This is a genomic window from Pseudomonas sp. QLc11A (genome assembly GCF_052112305.1).
Lineage (GTDB): Bacteria > Pseudomonadota > Gammaproteobacteria > Pseudomonadales > Pseudomonadaceae > Aquipseudomonas > Aquipseudomonas laurylsulfatiphila.
In genome coordinates, this window is record NZ_JAVAJJ010000007.1 from 109,029 (window position 1) to 125,331 (window position 16,303).

The 16,303-nt window shown below is 57.4% G+C and carries 13 protein-coding genes; 12 read left to right on the forward strand and 1 reads right to left on the reverse strand.

Annotated features, from left to right (window positions below):
* The first annotated feature begins 66 nt into the window (after window positions 1–66).
* Window positions 67–489, forward strand: a complete 423-nt coding sequence (locus Q8X48_RS12615; RefSeq protein ID WP_024777155.1) for a DoxX family protein — start codon at window positions 67–69, stop codon at window positions 487–489.
* A gap of 168 nt (window positions 490–657) precedes the next feature.
* Here the strand turns inward: Q8X48_RS12615 and alr are convergent, their stop codons facing one another.
* Window positions 658–1,887, reverse strand: a complete 1,230-nt coding sequence (gene alr / locus Q8X48_RS12620; protein WP_407800219.1) for an alanine racemase — start codon at window positions 1,885–1,887, stop codon at window positions 658–660.
* A 442-nt stretch (window positions 1,888–2,329) separates the two neighbouring features.
* On the opposite strand from alr, the gene Q8X48_RS12625 reads away from it, so the two are divergent.
* From Q8X48_RS12625 to Q8X48_RS12675, 11 genes are all read left to right on the forward strand, one after another.
* Window positions 2,330–3,703 carry a sigma-54 interaction domain-containing protein gene (locus Q8X48_RS12625; protein WP_218497851.1) on the forward strand — a complete coding sequence of 458 codons (1,374 nt, stop codon included), beginning with the start codon at window positions 2,330–2,332 and terminating at the stop codon, window positions 3,701–3,703.
* A 182-nt stretch (window positions 3,704–3,885) separates the two neighbouring features.
* Window positions 3,886–5,034, forward strand: a complete 1,149-nt coding sequence (locus Q8X48_RS12630) for an iron-containing alcohol dehydrogenase (RefSeq protein ID WP_218497852.1) — start codon at window positions 3,886–3,888, stop codon at window positions 5,032–5,034.
* A 76-nt stretch (window positions 5,035–5,110) separates the two neighbouring features.
* The gene (locus tag Q8X48_RS12635; protein ID WP_218497853.1) at window positions 5,111–6,553 is read left to right on the forward strand and encodes a hypothetical protein; all 1,443 of its coding nucleotides are present in this window, start codon (window positions 5,111–5,113) and stop codon (window positions 6,551–6,553) included.
* A gap of 361 nt (window positions 6,554–6,914) precedes the next feature.
* Window positions 6,915–8,630: a sensor histidine kinase gene (locus Q8X48_RS12640; protein ID WP_218497854.1), complete on the forward strand. Its 1,716-nt coding sequence runs from the start codon at window positions 6,915–6,917 to the stop codon at window positions 8,628–8,630.
* 7 nt (window positions 8,631–8,637) lie between these two features.
* Complete coding sequence (locus tag Q8X48_RS12645) at window positions 8,638–9,987, forward strand: sigma-54-dependent transcriptional regulator (protein WP_407800220.1); 1,350 nt, start codon at window positions 8,638–8,640, stop codon at window positions 9,985–9,987.
* 286 nt (window positions 9,988–10,273) lie between these two features.
* Window positions 10,274–11,605 (forward strand): ABC transporter substrate-binding protein, encoded by a 1,332-nt coding sequence (locus Q8X48_RS12650; protein ID WP_407800221.1) that lies wholly within the window; start codon window positions 10,274–10,276, stop codon window positions 11,603–11,605.
* A 30-nt stretch (window positions 11,606–11,635) separates the two neighbouring features.
* Window positions 11,636–12,955: an ABC transporter substrate-binding protein gene (locus Q8X48_RS12655; RefSeq protein ID WP_407800222.1), complete on the forward strand. Its 1,320-nt coding sequence runs from the start codon at window positions 11,636–11,638 to the stop codon at window positions 12,953–12,955.
* Between the two features lie 72 nt (window positions 12,956–13,027).
* Window positions 13,028–13,927 carry a branched-chain amino acid ABC transporter permease gene (locus tag Q8X48_RS12660; RefSeq protein ID WP_123722561.1) on the forward strand — a complete coding sequence of 300 codons (900 nt, stop codon included), beginning with the start codon at window positions 13,028–13,030 and terminating at the stop codon, window positions 13,925–13,927.
* Window positions 13,927–14,871, forward strand: a complete 945-nt coding sequence (locus Q8X48_RS12665) for a branched-chain amino acid ABC transporter permease (RefSeq protein ID WP_407800223.1) — start codon at window positions 13,927–13,929, stop codon at window positions 14,869–14,871. Before Q8X48_RS12660 ends, Q8X48_RS12665 begins: the two co-directional genes overlap by 1 nt.
* Window positions 14,868–15,650: an ABC transporter ATP-binding protein gene (locus Q8X48_RS12670; protein ID WP_407800224.1), complete on the forward strand. Its 783-nt coding sequence runs from the start codon at window positions 14,868–14,870 to the stop codon at window positions 15,648–15,650. Before Q8X48_RS12665 ends, Q8X48_RS12670 begins: the two co-directional genes overlap by 4 nt.
* Window positions 15,647–16,294, forward strand: a complete 648-nt coding sequence (locus Q8X48_RS12675; protein WP_223502624.1) for an ATP-binding cassette domain-containing protein — start codon at window positions 15,647–15,649, stop codon at window positions 16,292–16,294. The genes Q8X48_RS12670 and Q8X48_RS12675 overlap by 4 nt, the downstream gene beginning before the upstream one ends.
* The last annotated feature ends 9 nt before the right edge of the window (window positions 16,295–16,303 follow it).

Genomic DNA, 16,303 nt, shown 5'->3' on the forward strand with positions numbered 1-16,303 from the left:
ATTACTCGCAACAATATATTCGGAAGGCAGCGCAACGTGCGCTGTCAGTGTTATTTTGGAAGTTGTATGGACGATTTTAAAGGTATATCCTATGGTGTTTTATTGCTTCGCCTGACAGCTGGTATTGCGTTGCTTGCGCACTCTCTGTATTTAAAGGTTTTCGTTTTTACAATGTCAGGTACTTCAAGTTTTTTTGAGTCGATTGGCTTGCCGGGTGTGTTGGCGTGGCTGGTTCTCGGAGTTGAGGTCACCACGGGTGCAATGCTGGTGCTGGGCTTTAAAACTCGCTATGCGGCCTTGGCGGCCATTCCTGTTTTATTGGGTGCCACCTGGGCGCACTCGGGTAATGGCTGGCTGTTCAGCAGTACCGGCGGGGGCTGGGAGTACCCGGCATTCTGGACGGCGGTGCTGATTGCTATCGCGCTGTGTGGCGATGGTGCTTATGCCCTAACGCCGCAGCGTGCATCGGATAAAAATGCCGCCAGCTGAAAGACGGAACAGACGTCCTGAAAAAACCATGACCGCTGCCCAGGCCGAAGCTCCGTTGCCAACTGAACTCTGGTGCGGTTTTTGGCCAACTGGCGGATCAGTGCAACTGCGCAATGAAAAGCCACCCTGATGAGGTGGCTTTTCATCACATGCTATGGGCCTCTTGCTTTAGTCGACCAGTATTCGAATGTTTGAGGTGCCCCACATGGTGTAAACATCGGCGAGCAGTGCACCGTTATTGATGTCTTCCAATTCAGCTTGTGTAATCTCGGCATCGCCTTGTTTGCCATAGAGCGTTACGGTATCGCCGGGCTTGACGTTTTTTATGTCGGTCACATCTACCATAACTGTGTTCATCGAGATTTTTCCGACCGTGGGCACTTTCACGCCATTGATAACGACAAAAGACTTGTTGGTAAACACTCGGCGGTAGCCATCTGAGTAACCTACTGGGATGTTGGCGAGCCTGGAGTCTCGAGTCAGTGTGAGGGTGCGGTCATAACCCACTGTGTTTCCGGCAGGATAGGTGTTGACCGCAGCAACCTTGCTTTTAAGTGACATGACGCGTTTCAGCTCGGCGCGGCCGATCAAATCGCCGTAAAGTGCTCCGCCCACGCGCACCATGTCCAAGTGGGTTGCCGGGACGTCAAGCGTTGCGAACGAGTTGGCACAATGAACGGTAATTTCGTCACGGTTCAAGTGTGCTGTCTTGATGATCCAGTCCTGCTCCGACATGAACTTGTCATAGGCCTCCATGACGAAGGCCTTATCCTCGACGGCGAAGTGCGTCATGATCCCGGTGACCTTCAGTCCCTTCATTGAGGTGATTTCCAGCACGTCTTTTTTGCCCTGCTCGGTGGCAAGCTCCAAGCCATTCCTACTCATGGCGCCCGCATTGGTAACGAGATGAATTTTGATGGGCTTGCCATTGTGTTCTGCCAGCGTGCTCATGGCTTGGGCTACCTGTGCATTGCCGATAAGCTCTTCAATGTCATAAGGCAATGCGCTGACGATTTCTCCCTCCGTGGCTTGCCGAACGCGAATTATTTTTCCTGTGTAGCCCTCTTTTCTGGCAATTCGCGCTTCTTCATTACTCGCAATGCCGATGCAATTAATGCCCGCTTCCATGATCGTCGGAATCAATAATGCGATGCCGTGGCCATAAGCATCTGCTTTCATCACGGCGCACAAGCTACTGCCTTTCGATAATCTGCTTTTTACGAATTCTATATTTTGCTTGAAAGCAGATTTACTGATCTCTAACCAGGCGTTTGTTTGGGATATTGTTGCATTTACGTCCTGCTTGAAGTTGTACTCCTGTAGCAGCGGTGCAGCGACAGCCTGAGTGCCAAGTGCAATGAAACCTACTGCGGCAAAGTGAGAAAATGTTGTTTTCATTATTTCATCCTTTGAATGCTTTTTTGCAGGGGAAGTTGGTTTCGTGTTATTCGCTCAATGCTACACCTTCAATGCACAGGTGCCAGTTGGCAAATGGCTTGTTGCATTGAGCGTTTTGCTTGTTGTAGCAAGCTAACTGCTCGTGCGGGTTGTTCTGAAGTTAGTGTCTTTGCTGTTTCTTCCAGGTGGGCGGGGAGGTGTGGGAGCAGTTCGTGAGAGGGGAGGTAAGTGATGACTCTTTTCACTTGTCGGACGGTGACCTGTTCCAGCCAGCCCTTGAGTCAACGCCGGCGTCACACGCTTCTATTGGATTAGGCCCCATGCCCTTGGCTGCATGGGACCACTTCAAGGCTTCAATTGCTCTCTTGTCTTCCCGTCACTCTCCATCCCTCAACACAACGTTTACACTTAACGGCTCCGCACTCTCGAAGGAATCTCCCCGGTGAACGTCAACGACGCCAGTTTCGAAGAACTGCTCAACGCTTTGCATGACGGCGTCTACATCACTGATGGCGACGGCAAGACGCTGAAGGTCAATCAAGCCTATGAGCGCCAGACCGGGCTCAGTGGTGCTGATCTCATCGGCCGATCCATGCAGGAGCTGGTGAAGGAGGGCGTCCTCTCGCAATCGGCCACACTGCGTGTATTGCATGAAGGTCGGCCGGTGTCGGTGATGCAGAGCCTGAGTCAGGGCAAGAAATTGCTAGTCAGCGCCACGCCGATTCTCGACGCTGATAACCGGATTTCATATGTTGTCAGTACCGTACGCGACATGACCGAACTGCTGCGCATGAAACACGAGCGCGATGAGTTGCAACAGCTTAAACAACTTCGCAACAGCACCGCCAAACTTCATGCTGGCCAACGAGACAATCTTTTGCGTTCTCCGCTTATGGCCGATCAGGAGGTTTCAGGCCGCGTCTTCTCGCTGGCCCGGCAGGTTGCCAGTAGCTCGGTGAAGGTTCTGCTTCAGGGAGAAACCGGCGTCGGAAAGACCCTTGTAGCGCAATTCATCCACAACGCCAGTCCACGGGCCAGTGAACCATTTCTCGCGCTCAACTGCGGTGCACTGCCCGAGAATCTGATTGAAGCCGAGCTGTTTGGTTATGCGCCTGGAGCGTTCACAGGCGCAGGCCCCAAAGGCAAGCGCGGCCTGTTGGAATTGGCGCATCACGGAACATTGTTTCTCGACGAAATTGGTGATTTGCCACTGCCGGTGCAGGTCAAGTTACTCAAGGTTATCGAAGAAAATCGCTTCATTCCTGTCGGCGGCCTGGAGTTGAAGGAGGTCGATGTGCGCATCATTAGTGCCACCCACCACGACCTCAAGCGTCTGGTGGCAGACGGTCGTTTTCGGGCTGATCTGTATTACCGGCTCAACGTGGTGCCGATCAACATTCCAGCGCTGCGCGAGCGTCGTGAGGAGATTCTGCCGCTTCTAAATTACTACCTCGATAGATTCAATGTCCGTTATGAACGCCAGGTTCAATGGAGTCTCGAAACCCTCGACCTGATGTGCGACTACACCTGGCCTGGCAACATCCGTGAGTTGATCAACATCGTCGAACGGTTGGTGGTGACCAATCAAACCGGGACTATTGAGGCGCTGGACATGCCTGAGGAGATCCTCAACCTCAACCCGCTGAATACCGATGACAGCCGCTTACCGCTGCGCAAGGTGTTGGAAAACGCCGAGCGCAGTGCGATTCGTGCCGCGCTGCGTGTGCACAAGACCACGCGCCTGGCGGCCAAGGCGTTGGGCGTGAGTCAGGCGACTGTGGTGCAGAAAATGAAACGCTGGGAACATTCTGATTAGGATTTTAATCAGCCCCGAATTAATCGATCAGAAAACTAATCGGGACTGAGCGGTAAAAAACCCTCTTTTTTCGTGTGAATCGCGCAAAGGCCCACGCCACAGGGCTTTGCGGGTATTGGCACGTCTTTCGCTATCTCATATGGCACGTCTTCCAATAAAACAACATCCACTGGACGAGCACTATGAACATCTCTGCTTTCAAAATCGCCAACAAACTGATCACTGGACCGGCTGCTATCGAGCAGCTTGCCACTGAACTGAATCGCCTCAATGTCAAAAACCCGCTGATCGTGACAGACGCCGTTCTGGTCCAGTCCGGCACTGTGGACTTGGCGCTGGCACAGTTGGGGGGGCGCTGTTACGGCATTTTCGATCAGGTCAAACCGGAACCTGAAATTGCCATTGTTGAGGACTGTACCCGCACCTATCGCGAGGGCAGTCACGACGGGTTGATTGCTGTGGGTGGCGGCAGTGCAATCGACATCGCCAAAGGCGTCGCGGCGTTTGCCGGACATGAAGGCCCGCTGGCCGAACTGTTCGGTGTCGATCAGGTGAAACGCAAAGGCCCCGTGCTGATTGCCATTCCGACGACCGCTGGCACCGGTTCGGAAGTGACCAACGTGGCCATCTTTTCTGATAAGCAAGCGAAGCTGAAGAAAGGCATTGTCAGCGACTACCTGCTGCCTGACGTAGCGTTGGTCAGCCCGATCATGACCCTGACTTGTCCACGCAGTGTGACGGCGGCCAGCGGTGTCGACGCGCTGGTGCATGCGGTCGAGTCCTATCTTTCGGTGAATGCTTCGCCCATCACTGATGCCATTGCGCTGGGTGCGATCAAGCTGATCGCCAAGGCGCTGCCCAAGACTTATGCCAATCCGTCCAACCTCCAAGCCCGGGAAGACATGGCCACCGCCAGCCTGATGGCCGGCATGGCCTTCGGTAACGCAGGGGTAGGCGCAGTGCATGCGCTGGCGTACCCGTTGGGCGGCCGGTTCAACATCGCCCATGGTGTCAGCAATGCCCTGCTGCTGCCGTACGTGATGGAGTGGAACAAGATGGCCTGCGTCGAGCGCTTCCGTGACATTGCCGAAGCCATGGGCGTGCGTGTCGCCGACCTGAACGACAAGGATGCGGCGGATCAGGCTGTCAAAGCCATGGCGGATCTATGTGCCGCGGTGGATATCCCAATCGGTATGCGCAGTTTCAACGTGCCTGAGGATGCCATCCCGGCGATGGCCGAAGAGGCCAGTAAGATCGACCGCTTGATGCGCAACAACCCGCGCAAGTTGACCGCCACCGATATTGAGAAAATCTACCGCGCAGCCTACTGATCCCGAAAAGCCGCGACGCCCCAGCCTGCCGGTTCGGGCGTCTGCCATTACAAGACCAATAAAACAGGTGCACTCAATGTCCAACACTACTGCGCAACGGAGCGAAAGCCCGTACATCCCGCTGGGTCCTTTCAAGGTTCGGTTGCCGTTTGTTCACTACAAAATCGAGCTTCCGGACTACCTTCAAGGCTTGCTGATGTGTGCCGTGGATCTGGCCGCCATTCCGCTGATGACCGAACTGCTCGGCATGCCATTTGAGGTCGCACTGGCCGTCGTGATGCTCAACGGCTTGCTTTACCTCGTGCACCATTTGCTCGGTGACCCGACCGTACCTGGCTGGATCACCCCGGCGGTACCCCTGTTGATGGCTTACTGTGCTCAATTTCCAGTGGGCCCGGAGCGTGTCCACGCCTTGATTGCCTTCCAGTTGATGTTGGGGGTTTTTTCAATTGCCCTAGGGGCGACCGGGATGGCGAAGAAGGTTGTGGAATATGTGCCCTCGGCGATCAAATCCGGGATTATCGTCGGTGCCGGCTTGAGTGCGGTGATCGCGGTGTTCCAGGTTGGCGGTAAATTCAATGTGCTGCCCTGGACCATTTCCATTGCGGTCGGCATCGCCTTCTATCTGATCTTCTCCCAGCACTTCAACGAACTGAAGCAGCGCAACCGCTTCTGGTGGAACTTCGCCAAGCTCGGCATCTTGCCGATCATTCTGTTGGCAGTGGTGATTGCGCCGCTGTTCGGTGAGGCGCCATGGCCAACCATTCAGTGGGGCATCAGCAAACCGGATTTCGCCGGGCTGTGGAGCAACTACACTGTGTTCGGTCTGGGCATGCCGCCACTGTCGATGTTCATCTCCGCGCTGCCGACCATGCTGGCGGTGTACATCATTGTCTTCGGCGATGTGCTCAGTGCGAAATCGCTCCTCGATGAGGCAGAAACTGTCCGCACTGATGAAGTCGTCGACTACAACGCCGATCGCTCTCACCTGATCTTCGGCGCGCGTAATGCGTTCATGAGTATCTTTGGCCCGGATGTCGCCATGTGCGGCCCAAAATGGGCGGCGATGCTGGTGGTGGTGATCGAGCGTTTTAAAGGTGGGCCGAAGGCGATGAAATCGATCATCGGCGGTGTCGGGTCGTTCCGTTGGGGGACCAACACCGGTCTGCTGTTGTTGCCGGTAGTGACTCTGGTACAGCCTATTCTCGGTGTTGCCCTGTCGCTGACGTTGCTGATCCAGGGTTATGTGAGTGTGCGTCTGGGCATCCTTGAAGCTCGTAGCCAGCGCGACTTGGGTATCGCGGGCGTGATCGGCGCGGTACTGGCGATCAAGGGTGCGAGCTGGGCATTCGGGATTGGCGTTGTGTTGTGTTTGCTGATCTACGGCAAAAACTTCTTCAAAGGCGAGGTGGATGGGACATTTGCCAAGGATCTGAAGGCGGCGGATACCAAGCCGGCCAAAGGTGCTGAGTCGCCCAAGACTACTAAGAAGGTAGCAGAAGAGGCTATGGCTGACTGACAGGCCTGAGTCGCTCAATCTGACACTATTGCGGTGAGCTTCCTCCCACAGGTTTTGTATTGATCACGTCATCTGTGATCAACACTCATCCATTTGTGGGAGGAGCCACGGGCTAACTCCAGCCATGCCCCACGAAAGAAAGTTCGCCTTGCCTTCGCCATGCGAGCGATACCTTCCAGGTTAGCGATGGTGGTCGGGTTTCTGCGATCGTGAAGCTGTTAGCGTCAAGTGTGTCGCAGAATATGCGGGGAGGAGGGTATCTCCGACAATTCGCAGTCGTACTTCCACCGAGACGAATAGACAGATACAAGCTGTCGTCTCTATGCTGGCAGCGACTTTATAAAAACAATCAAAAAAAGCCATGAACCGTACTGCTTACTTCTGCTTGCTGCGCAAGTGGCTCGCCCGGCCGCACGGCAGCCTGGTGGCACGCTATACCTTGCTGTCCGTCTTTGTGATGAGCATCGCCCTCATTATGCTGGCAGTGCTCTATGAGCAATTGGCCAAAGATTTGCTCAATCGCTTGACTGGTGAACGTCTGGACGCCCAGGCCTTGTCCACGGCGAACCGCTTGTCTTCATTTCTCGATGATCGCTTTTACCAGGTCTCGGCATTGTCCAATCACCCGAACATGCCGGGGTTTATTGCCGATCAGTCCGCGCCCGGCAGTGACGTGGAGTCTTTGCTCAAGATCGAAGCGGATTTTCCGTTCCTGTATGGCGTGCTGTTTTTCGATGAACAGGATCATTTGGTCAACGTGCTGCCGGGGCAAGCCGCCTCTGGTGAGCCCTATTGGACCAACACTCATTGGTCTATCGCCGGACTGCCGATCCAGTGGGTAGGTGATATCGAAGTGATCGGGCCATTGCTGGCTGAACCCGGGCGCTCGGGTGGCTTCTTGATCCGCAAGACCATCCGCAATGGTCGCACCGATCACCGTGTGCGCATCGCCTTGCACCTGCGCCTTGCATCACTCACCGAGTTGCTCGTCAGTGCCGGGATGAGCGGGGTGGTTGCGCCGTTGCTGCGGGTGCCAGGCGGTGCCTTTATCGACCCCACCGGGCGCGCGGTTGAGGCGCCGAATCAGTGGCGTGACGGCCCCCAGATAATTCCCGGTTGGCAACTGGTGTTCAGAGTGCAGCCTGGGGCCATCCTTAAGCCGTTGAACGATGCACGCTGGTGGTTGTACTGGATAGCTGCTGGTTTTATCGTGTTTATCCTCATAGTGTTTTTTACTCTGTCGCGACAGTTGCGCTCGCGGGTCAGCACCTTGTTACAGGGCGCTCATCAGTTGTCCATGGGCGACCTCAGTTATCGCCTGGCTGAACAGCCCCGTGACGACGAAATCAACCATGTAGCGCGGGCGTTCAATGTAATGGCCGCGCGCTTGGCGGACATGTTGGAAAACACTGTGCGGACAGAAAATCTCGCGGTACTGGGAGCCTTTGCCACGGGCGTGGCCCATGAGGTGCGCAATCCCCTAACAACCATGAAAACTACAGTGCAAGCCTTGCTGCGCCGAGAAGAAGAACCCGAGCGACGCCACTTGCTGACCGACCTGGGCAAGGAAATCGACCGCTTATCCCATGTCACCAGCGATCTGTTGGAATATGGGAGGCCTCACCCGGCTCAACCCGAGGTGGTTGCCGTCGCGTCGTTGTTCGAGCAGATCGTCCGGCTGGCAGGGCCGGACGACCCGCAATTGCTGTGCGAAACAGAACCAGGCTTGCAGCTTTACGTCGACCCGGACCAGATCCGGCAGATCCTGGTCAACCTTTGTTTGAATGCCTTCCAGGCTTGCGACAACCAGAACCCCGTGCGCCTGTGCGCCCAAGTATGGGGCGGGCAGGTGCGAGTCATGGTCATTGACCAGGGATGTGGTATCTCCGAGGCGGACTTGCAGCGCATCCGCCAACCGTTTTTTACCTCCAAGGCGCGGGGTACCGGGCTGGGGCTGAGCATCAGTCAGCAACTGCTGGATGCCAACGGTGCGCGCATGGACATTATCAGCACGCTTGGCGTAGGGACTCAGGTGATCCTGGACTTTCCCGCGCCCCCAGGGAACGAGGCGAAGTAAACCACCGATGTCTGACATTCACGTTTTGATAGTAGATGACGAAGAGGCGCTGGTGCGCTCCCTCAGCTATGCCCTGCGCGGTGAAGGAATGCGCATCAGCACGGCCGGCAGTGGTGAGGCAGCACTGGAGCTGTTGGCGGAGGAGACCACCGGCATCGATATCGTGCTGCTCGACCTCGGTTTACCGGGCATCGATGGCCTAGCCACGTTGGACGGTATACGCCAGCTTCACGCACGACTGCCGGTGATCATGATTTCCGCTCACGGTGACACCCGCGCCGCCGTACAGGCAGTGAAAAGCGGCGCCACTGACTACCTTACAAAACCTTTTGAACTCGACGACCTGCTGGCGACCATCACCAGCACCTTGTCATTGGCCAGATGCGAAGAACCCGCAGTGGCGGTGAGTGATGAACTGGCCGCTGGCCTGCTCGGCCATAGCCCGGCGATGAGCACCTTGCACGCAGCGGTGGGGCGCATTGCCCGTAGTTCCGCAACGCGGATTTTGTTGCTTGGAGAATCCGGCACAGGGAAGACTTTGGTCGCCCAAGCCCTGCACAACCATAGCGGGCGGGGCGGGCAACCGTTTATCGAGGTCAACTGTGCGGCATTGCCGGAGCAGTTGATCGAGGCAGAGTTGTTTGGTTCGGAAAAAGGCGCGTATACCGGCGCTCACCAAAAGCGTGCCGGGCTGGTCAGTCAGGCAAATGGCGGCACGTTGTTTCTCGATGAGATCGGCGAATTGCCGCTGGCACTTCAAGCCAAGCTCTTGCATTTTCTTGAGAACGGCAGCTACCGAGCCGTGGGCGCCAATGCCGCGAGTAGCGCGGATGTGCGGGTGGTGGCGGCGACCAATCGGGATCTGGCCGATGACGTGCAATCGGGACGGTTTCGTGAGGACCTGTTCTATCGCCTGAACGTGATCACACTGGATATTCCTTCACTGCGCGAGCGCGGTGAAGACGTGCTGTTGCTGGCCGAGCATTTCGCCCGGCGCCAGGCTGTGGAGGAAGGGGTCGAACCGATCCGCTTCCTGCCGGACAGTGCCCAGGCATTGGCCCGTCACCGCTGGCCGGGGAATGTACGCGAGCTTAAAAACCTGGTAGAGCGCTTGACCATACTGTCACCAGGGCAGGCGATTAGCGTGGCGATGTTGCCTTCAGCGTTGCAAGGCCTGCAGATCGAGCCACTGGTACTGGGCGAGCAGCTCGAGCTCGCCGAGCGTGATCTGGTCACCGATGCTCTGAGCCGAGCATCGGGCCATAAGGGCCTGGCAGCAAGCCTGTTGGGGATTTCCCGGCACGCGCTCAAGCGCCGTCTGCATCGCCTGGGACTGGATCGCTCGACCGAGCGGTAACCGCTCAACAATGCGCGCAGGTTGAGCGCTAAGCGCTCAATGCAATCGTCGCAAATCTCAGTAGCCGCTGCCGAGGCACGTGGCTGCGATCAATTTCAAGTGCGCTCACCCCGGGCGCCCAGGTATGCCTGGCAGACTGCATTTCCAAGCTGGCGGCCGCTATGCGTCCGATCGCAGCCACTTGCCTAGGCAACTCCTACAAGCTTTTCAGCCTTTCTGGCACACCCTTTGCTCTATCCCTCTGGCGAACTAACAAGAGGCGTTGCCAACGCCCTAAAGGATACTTATGTCACTGCCACGTCCATGGTTTTATTGCTCGTTCACAGTGTGCAGTCTTTTGCTGAGCGTTGTTGCTTCAGCTCAGGTCGGCCGCGTGGAGTTGGGCGCTGCCGCCTCTCAGGCGGACCTGACGATGGGCTGCCTTTACCCGATGACCGAGCGCGCAGCGATCTACGGCCAGGACAGCATCGCCGGGATCCAGATTGCCCTAGGTGAGTTGCAGGCGCAGCGCGAGGCTGGCCAGCAAGTGCCACGTCTGCGCGTGATCATCGATGACGATCAGTCCAAGGCTTCCTATGGCGTAGGCCTGGCGAAAAACTTCATTCATCAGGACGGTGTGCAAGTGCTGTGCGGTATGGTCTCGTCCGGCGTGGGGCTGGCGGTCAGTCAGTTGGCCAAGCGCGAGAAAGTACTGATGATCGGCACCGACCATGCGTCCTCGCGCATGACCCTGGAAAACGGCCACCCGTACTATTTCCGCGTCACCAATGACACTTGGACCTCGATGGCCGCCGGTGCCCGCTACCTGCAAGCCCTGCAACAACAAACCGGATGGAAACGCCTGGCGTTCATAGGCCCGGATTACGAATACGGCCACGTGTCCCGCGATGACTTGCACGAGGCCTTTGCCCAACTGGGTGTCAAGTTCGAGGACGTCACCGAACTCTGGCCACGCCTGTATGAGCCTGACTACTCCGCCTATATCGCTGCTCTGGAACACGCTAAACCCGACATCATTGTCTCGGCCCTGTGGGGCGGTGACTTCCAGGCCTTCGTCAAGCAGGCAGCAAGCACCCGGTTGTTCGCCACCTCGCGCCTCGCCAATTTCGACACCGGTGGTAACTACGATTTCCTGGTGTCCCTGGGCGACCAGGCGCTTCCGGGGCTGATCCTCTCGGCACGGCACCATAACAACTGGCCGGATACGCCGCGCAATCGTTCCTTTGTCGAGCGCTTCCAGGCCATCAACGGTCGCTACCCGACCTACGCTGCCGAAGGTGCCTACACCGGTGTCATGGTGTTAGCCAAAGCCTATGAAAAAGCGCTGGGCAGTGTCGACTCCCAGGAGTTGATACATGCCTTGGAAGGCTTGGAAATTGCCTTGCCAGAAGATCCGCCCGGGTTCGTCTCAAGGATCGATCCGCTAACCCACCAAATCCAGCAGACCCAGGCAATTGGCACTCCGGTGCTCAACAACGATTACCCGCCCGCCAAGGTGATGCTGGGTAATTGGGTGGTGTATTCCGCCCAGGAACTGCAGCAGAACAGCACAACCATCAAGCGTCGAATGAACGCTGAAAGCCCTAACTCGAAAAAGAGTCGTCCCGAGAGTCCCTAGTCAATTCATCAATCGAAAGTGGAAGCACAGATGAACAATTATAAGAAAAACATACTGAAGCACCGTTTGACCCTCGCTATTACCGCTGGCGTGGCCCTGTCCATGGGCTCCTCGGCCATGGCTGCCGAGAACGGTAAGTTTCGTATCGGCGTGGTGACTTTCCTATCGGGCCCAGCAGCCGGGCCGTTCGGTGAGCCGTCCGCGAACGCCGCCAAAGTGCTGGTGGAAGGGCTAAACCAAGGCAAGCTCCCGGCGCCTTACAACACCATTGGTATCAACGGTGCCGAAATCGAGGTGGTGATCATCGACGAAGCGGGCGGCGCGGCTAAACAGGTCGAAGAGTTCCGTAACCTGGTGCAGCGCCAGAAGGTCGATGCAGTGGTGGGCTACATTTCCTCCGGCGACTGCCTGGCCGTTGCGCCTGTGGCCGAAGAGCTGGGGGCCATGACCGTGTTTTACGATTGCGGCACTTCTCAGCTGTTCAATGAAGACAAGACACCGCAGTTTGTGTTCCGCACCGGCCTTGATGCGGCCGTGGACAATATCGGCGCCGCCCGTTACCTGACCAAGACCCGCCCCGACGCGCAGAAAGTTGCCGGTATCCAGCAGAACTACGCCTTTGGACAAGACAGCTGGAAAGACTTCACCCACTCCATGGAGCAGTTGATGCCCAAGGCCAAGGTGGTCGAGTCGCAGATGCCCAAGGTCTTCCAGGGTCAATACGGCGCCGAGATTTCCGCTCTGTCGGTCAAACGCCCGGACATCATCCACTCCAGCTTCTGGGGCGGCGACATGGAAGCGCTTGTGTTGCAAGCCAATGCCCGTGGATTGTTGGAAGACGCCACCGCGGTCCTGACCTGCGGCGAGTCCGCCCTGGACCGCTACAAGGACCAGGCTCCCAACGGCATGGTCATAGGTGGCCGTGGCCCGTTTGGTGCGTTCGCGCCAGATAACGAACTCAATCGCTGGTTCAAGGACAAGTACCAAACCGCGTACAACACCGCGCCAACTTACCCGGCGAGCAAAATGGCCCAAGCCATTCTCGGCCTTAAGCACGCAGCGGAAAACGCCAAGGTTGAACAGGGCAAGATCCCCGCGCCGCAGGAGATCGCCAAGGCGTTCAAGGGCGCGACCTTTGAGTCGGTGTCCGGCACGGTGCAAATGGCTCGCGCCGGGGGGCATCAGGCGATGCAGGGCATTTCCTATGGCGAGTACCAATTCGACAAGGCGAGCAAGACAGGCAGCGTGCAAAACGTCATCGCCTTCTCCGGCGAATGCGTGACTCCACCAGACGGCACTCCCGCCCTGGAATGGATCAAGGCTGGCTTCCCCGGTGCCCAGTGCAACTGATCAATCTCGATTGATTGTTCCGAAGTGGCGGCCCGTTCGGCGTCGCCACCTTTATGCCAAGGTAGGACCTCTATGATGAGTCTTTTCGCGGTGCTGATTGACGGCACCATCTATGCCTCGTGGCTGTTTTTGGTCGCGGCAGGGTTGACGGTGATCTACGGGGTCATGCGGATCCTGAACATGGCCCATGGCAGTTTTTATGCCATTGGCGCCTACACCGCAGCTTCGCTGGTGGGCTGGTATTTCAATAACGGTATCGGCCCGGTCTGGGCCGGTTACCTACTGATGCTTGGCTGTGCCCTGGTGGCCGGACTGATCGTTGGCCTGATTATCGAGCGCGGGCTGCTCAAGTTTATGTACGGCCGAGACGAAGTGCTGATGGTGATCATCACCTACGCGCTGCTGCTGGTGTTGGAAGACACCATGAAAATGATCTGGGGCGTGAACCCCTATTTTGCCTATCAACCCTATGCCGAAATGGGCCGTAGCGCCTTGGCCGGGCTGAAGGTTTCCAATTACGACCTGATGCTGGTAGGCGTGTCGCTAGTGCTTGGACTGGGCTTGTACCTGTGGCTGGAACGCACCAACCAGGGCAAGGTCCTGCGGGCTGTGATCCACGACCGTGAAGTGGCTATGGCCATGGGCGTCAACGTCAAGCGTATGTTCACCCTGGTCTTTGTGTTGGGCACCATGCTCGGTACCTTGGCCGGCGCCTTGACCGCTCCGGCGATTTCCGTAGCGCCGGGCATCGGCGTGGAAATTATCGTCCTGGCCTTCGCCGTGGTGGTGATCGGTGGCATGGGCAGTATCGAAGGCGCGGCGGTAGGCGCCTTGCTAGTAGGACTGAGCCGTGCGGCGGCGGTGCACTATGCGCCGGAATTCGAACTCTTTGTGATTTACGGCGTCATGGCGCTGGTTCTGGCGGTACGTCCGCAAGGCCTGTTCGGCCGTGTGCTAGCGAGGAAAATCTAATGCGCATGGATAAAACCGAACTGATTCTGCTGGCGGTTGCAGCGCTGCTGGCCGCCGGTGGCTGGATTGCTCCGCAATGGCTGGTGTTTTTGCTGACCATGGCATTGGCCAAGGCCATGGTAGTGCAAGGCGTGGTGATGCAGATGCGCGCCGGACTGGTGACCTTTGGTCAGGGCCTGTTCTTCTGCGTTGGCGGCTATGCCGTGGGCATGAGTGGCCATTTCCTAAACATTACCGACCTAGCCTTGCTGCTAGTGATCGGCGTTGGCTCCGCGGTTCTATTGGCGATGATTCTAGGTCTGCTGATGACCCGCTATCGGGAGATTTTCTTCGCCATGCTGTCGCTGGCGTTCTCGATGATCCTCTATGGCGTGCTGGTGAAAAGCTCGGCCCTGGGCAGTACTGACGGCTTCAACGTCAAGGCCTGGACCCTGTTTGGCTGGTCGCCGGCCGCCGGGCAGGGACCGCTGGTTTTGTTCATGATCATCGTTGCCAGTTCGGCGGTGCTGGCGGTGTTGCTGCATCGCTACAGCCGCAGCAATGCCGGGATGATGTGTGAAGCAATTCGTGAAAACGAAGTGCGTGTCGAATACCTCGGGCAGTCCCCACGCTGGGTGCTGTACATGAACTACGTAGCCGCCGCGGCCGTTTCGGCATTGGGAGGTGGTTTCATGGCCTTGTCCGCCGGGCATATCGACCCGGAAATGGCCTACTGGATCACCTCCGGTGAGTTCGTGTTCATCGCCTTACTCGGCGGCACCGCCCACGTGGCCGCACCCTTTATCGCCGCCATCGTGTTTGCCGTGGTGCGCACTTACGCCATCGAACTGGTGCCCCATAGCTGGCAGATGATTCTGGGCTTCACCTTACTGGCGATCATCGTGTTCCTGCCCAAGGGCTTGTGGAGCCTGTTTACCGGTAACGCTAGGAGGGCTAAAGCATGACCTGCATTCTCGAAACCCAGGGTCTGTGCAAGGAGTTCGGCGCCGTCACTGCAGCCAAGGACGTCAATGTGCGGATCAACAAAGGGGAAGTGGTCGGTGTGATCGGCTCCAATGGCGCCGGCAAGACCACTTTCATCAATATGGTCACAGGTTACTTGAAGCCGAGTCGGGGCGAGATCCTGTTCAATAACCAGTCGATCATTGGTTGCACGCCTCGAGCGATTACCCGCTCGGGCATGGCCCGTTCGTTCCAGGTCGCCCAACTGTTTGCGCAATTGAGCGTGCTAGACAACCTGCTGATTGCGGTGGCGGCGGCCGAAAGCCCGTTTCCAGCGCTGCTGGTGCCTATGCGCAGCGCCTCACGGATTGCCCGCGCCGACGCCATTCTTGTCGAGTTCGGCATACCGCAATGGCGTGACACTCTGGTCACCGCGGTGCCGCAAGGGGTGCGCAAACTCATCGACATTGCCATGGCGTTGATTGGTGATCCGCAGATGTTGCTGCTCGACGAACCCACCAGCGGCGTTAGCGCTGAAGAGAAAACCGCGCTGATGGACACCGTGATGCGCGTCGTTGCCGAGCATCAAGTAACCGTGCTGTTCGTCGAGCATGACATGGACGTGGTACGCCGCTATGTGTCGCGCATTCTCGCGTTCTACAGCGGTGAAGTCCTGGCCGACGGCGCCCCGGAAGACGTCTTGGCCAATGCCCGGGTGCAGGAGTTCGTCACTGGCGGCGCCAAAGCCCACGACAAGGCGCAAAGGAGTGCCGTGAAATGAGCCTGGAAATTCGCAATCTCAATGTATCTATAGAAGGCATACCGATCCTCAATGACGTGTCGCTGTCCATCGGCCCCGGGCAAATGGTCGGTCTGATCGGCCACAACGGCGCCGGTAAAACCACCTTGATCCGCGCCATCATGGGTTTGTTGCCCACGGACCGCGGCGAGATGTTTTTTGGCGGACAGGACCTGCGGGCGCAGCCGGCCTTTACCCGCGCCGCAGCGGGTATCAGCTACTTGCCCGAAGACCGGCGCCTGATTCCGTCGCTGACCGTGGAAGAGAACATCATGCTGCCAGTGTGGGCCAACAAACTGGCCGACAGCAAACAGCGTCTGGAATGGGTCTACAGCCTGATTCCAGAGATCGCCCAGTTCCGTGACCGCAAGGCGATGCAGTTGTCCGGTGGCCAGCAGAAGCTGGTGGCCATGGCCCGGGCGCTGATGCCGGGCAACCAACTGTTGATTCTGGACGAACCTTTCGAGGGCGTAGCGCCGGTCCTGTCCCGGCGTTTAAGCGAGGTGATTGCCAAGCTGGGCCAGGAAGGCCTGTGCGTGTTGATCTCCGAATCCGATGACACACATTCTGCCGACCTAGTCGATGCGTTGTTTCGCATCGAGCGCGGCAGCGTGACAGCAGGGTAGGGCAGATGT

Bases quoted from the DNA above. Each gene is read 5' to 3' on its own strand.
- Q8X48_RS12645 (WP_407800220.1), top strand. From the start codon at position 8,638: ATGTCTGACATTCACGTTTTGATAGTAGATGACGAAGAGGCGCTGGTG.
- Q8X48_RS12635 (WP_218497853.1), top strand. From the start codon at position 5,111: ATGTCCAACACTACTGCGCAACGGAGCGAAAGCCCGTACATCCCGCTG.
- Q8X48_RS12660 (WP_123722561.1), top strand. From the start codon at position 13,028: ATGATGAGTCTTTTCGCGGTGCTGATTGACGGCACCATCTATGCCTCG.
- Q8X48_RS12615 (WP_024777155.1), top strand. From the start codon at position 67: ATGGACGATTTTAAAGGTATATCCTATGGTGTTTTATTGCTTCGCCTG.
- Q8X48_RS12655 (WP_407800222.1), top strand. From the start codon at position 11,636: ATGAACAATTATAAGAAAAACATACTGAAGCACCGTTTGACCCTCGCT.
- Q8X48_RS12650 (WP_407800221.1), top strand. From the start codon at position 10,274: ATGTCACTGCCACGTCCATGGTTTTATTGCTCGTTCACAGTGTGCAGT.
- alr (WP_407800219.1), bottom strand. From the start codon at position 1,887: ATGAAAACAACATTTTCTCACTTTGCCGCAGTAGGTTTCATTGCACTT.
- Q8X48_RS12640 (WP_218497854.1), top strand. From the start codon at position 6,915: ATGAACCGTACTGCTTACTTCTGCTTGCTGCGCAAGTGGCTCGCCCGG.
- Q8X48_RS12630 (WP_218497852.1), top strand. From the start codon at position 3,886: ATGAACATCTCTGCTTTCAAAATCGCCAACAAACTGATCACTGGACCG.
- Q8X48_RS12665 (WP_407800223.1), top strand. From the start codon at position 13,927: ATGCGCATGGATAAAACCGAACTGATTCTGCTGGCGGTTGCAGCGCTG.
- Q8X48_RS12675 (WP_223502624.1), top strand. From the start codon at position 15,647: ATGAGCCTGGAAATTCGCAATCTCAATGTATCTATAGAAGGCATACCG.
- Q8X48_RS12670 (WP_407800224.1), top strand. From the start codon at position 14,868: ATGACCTGCATTCTCGAAACCCAGGGTCTGTGCAAGGAGTTCGGCGCC.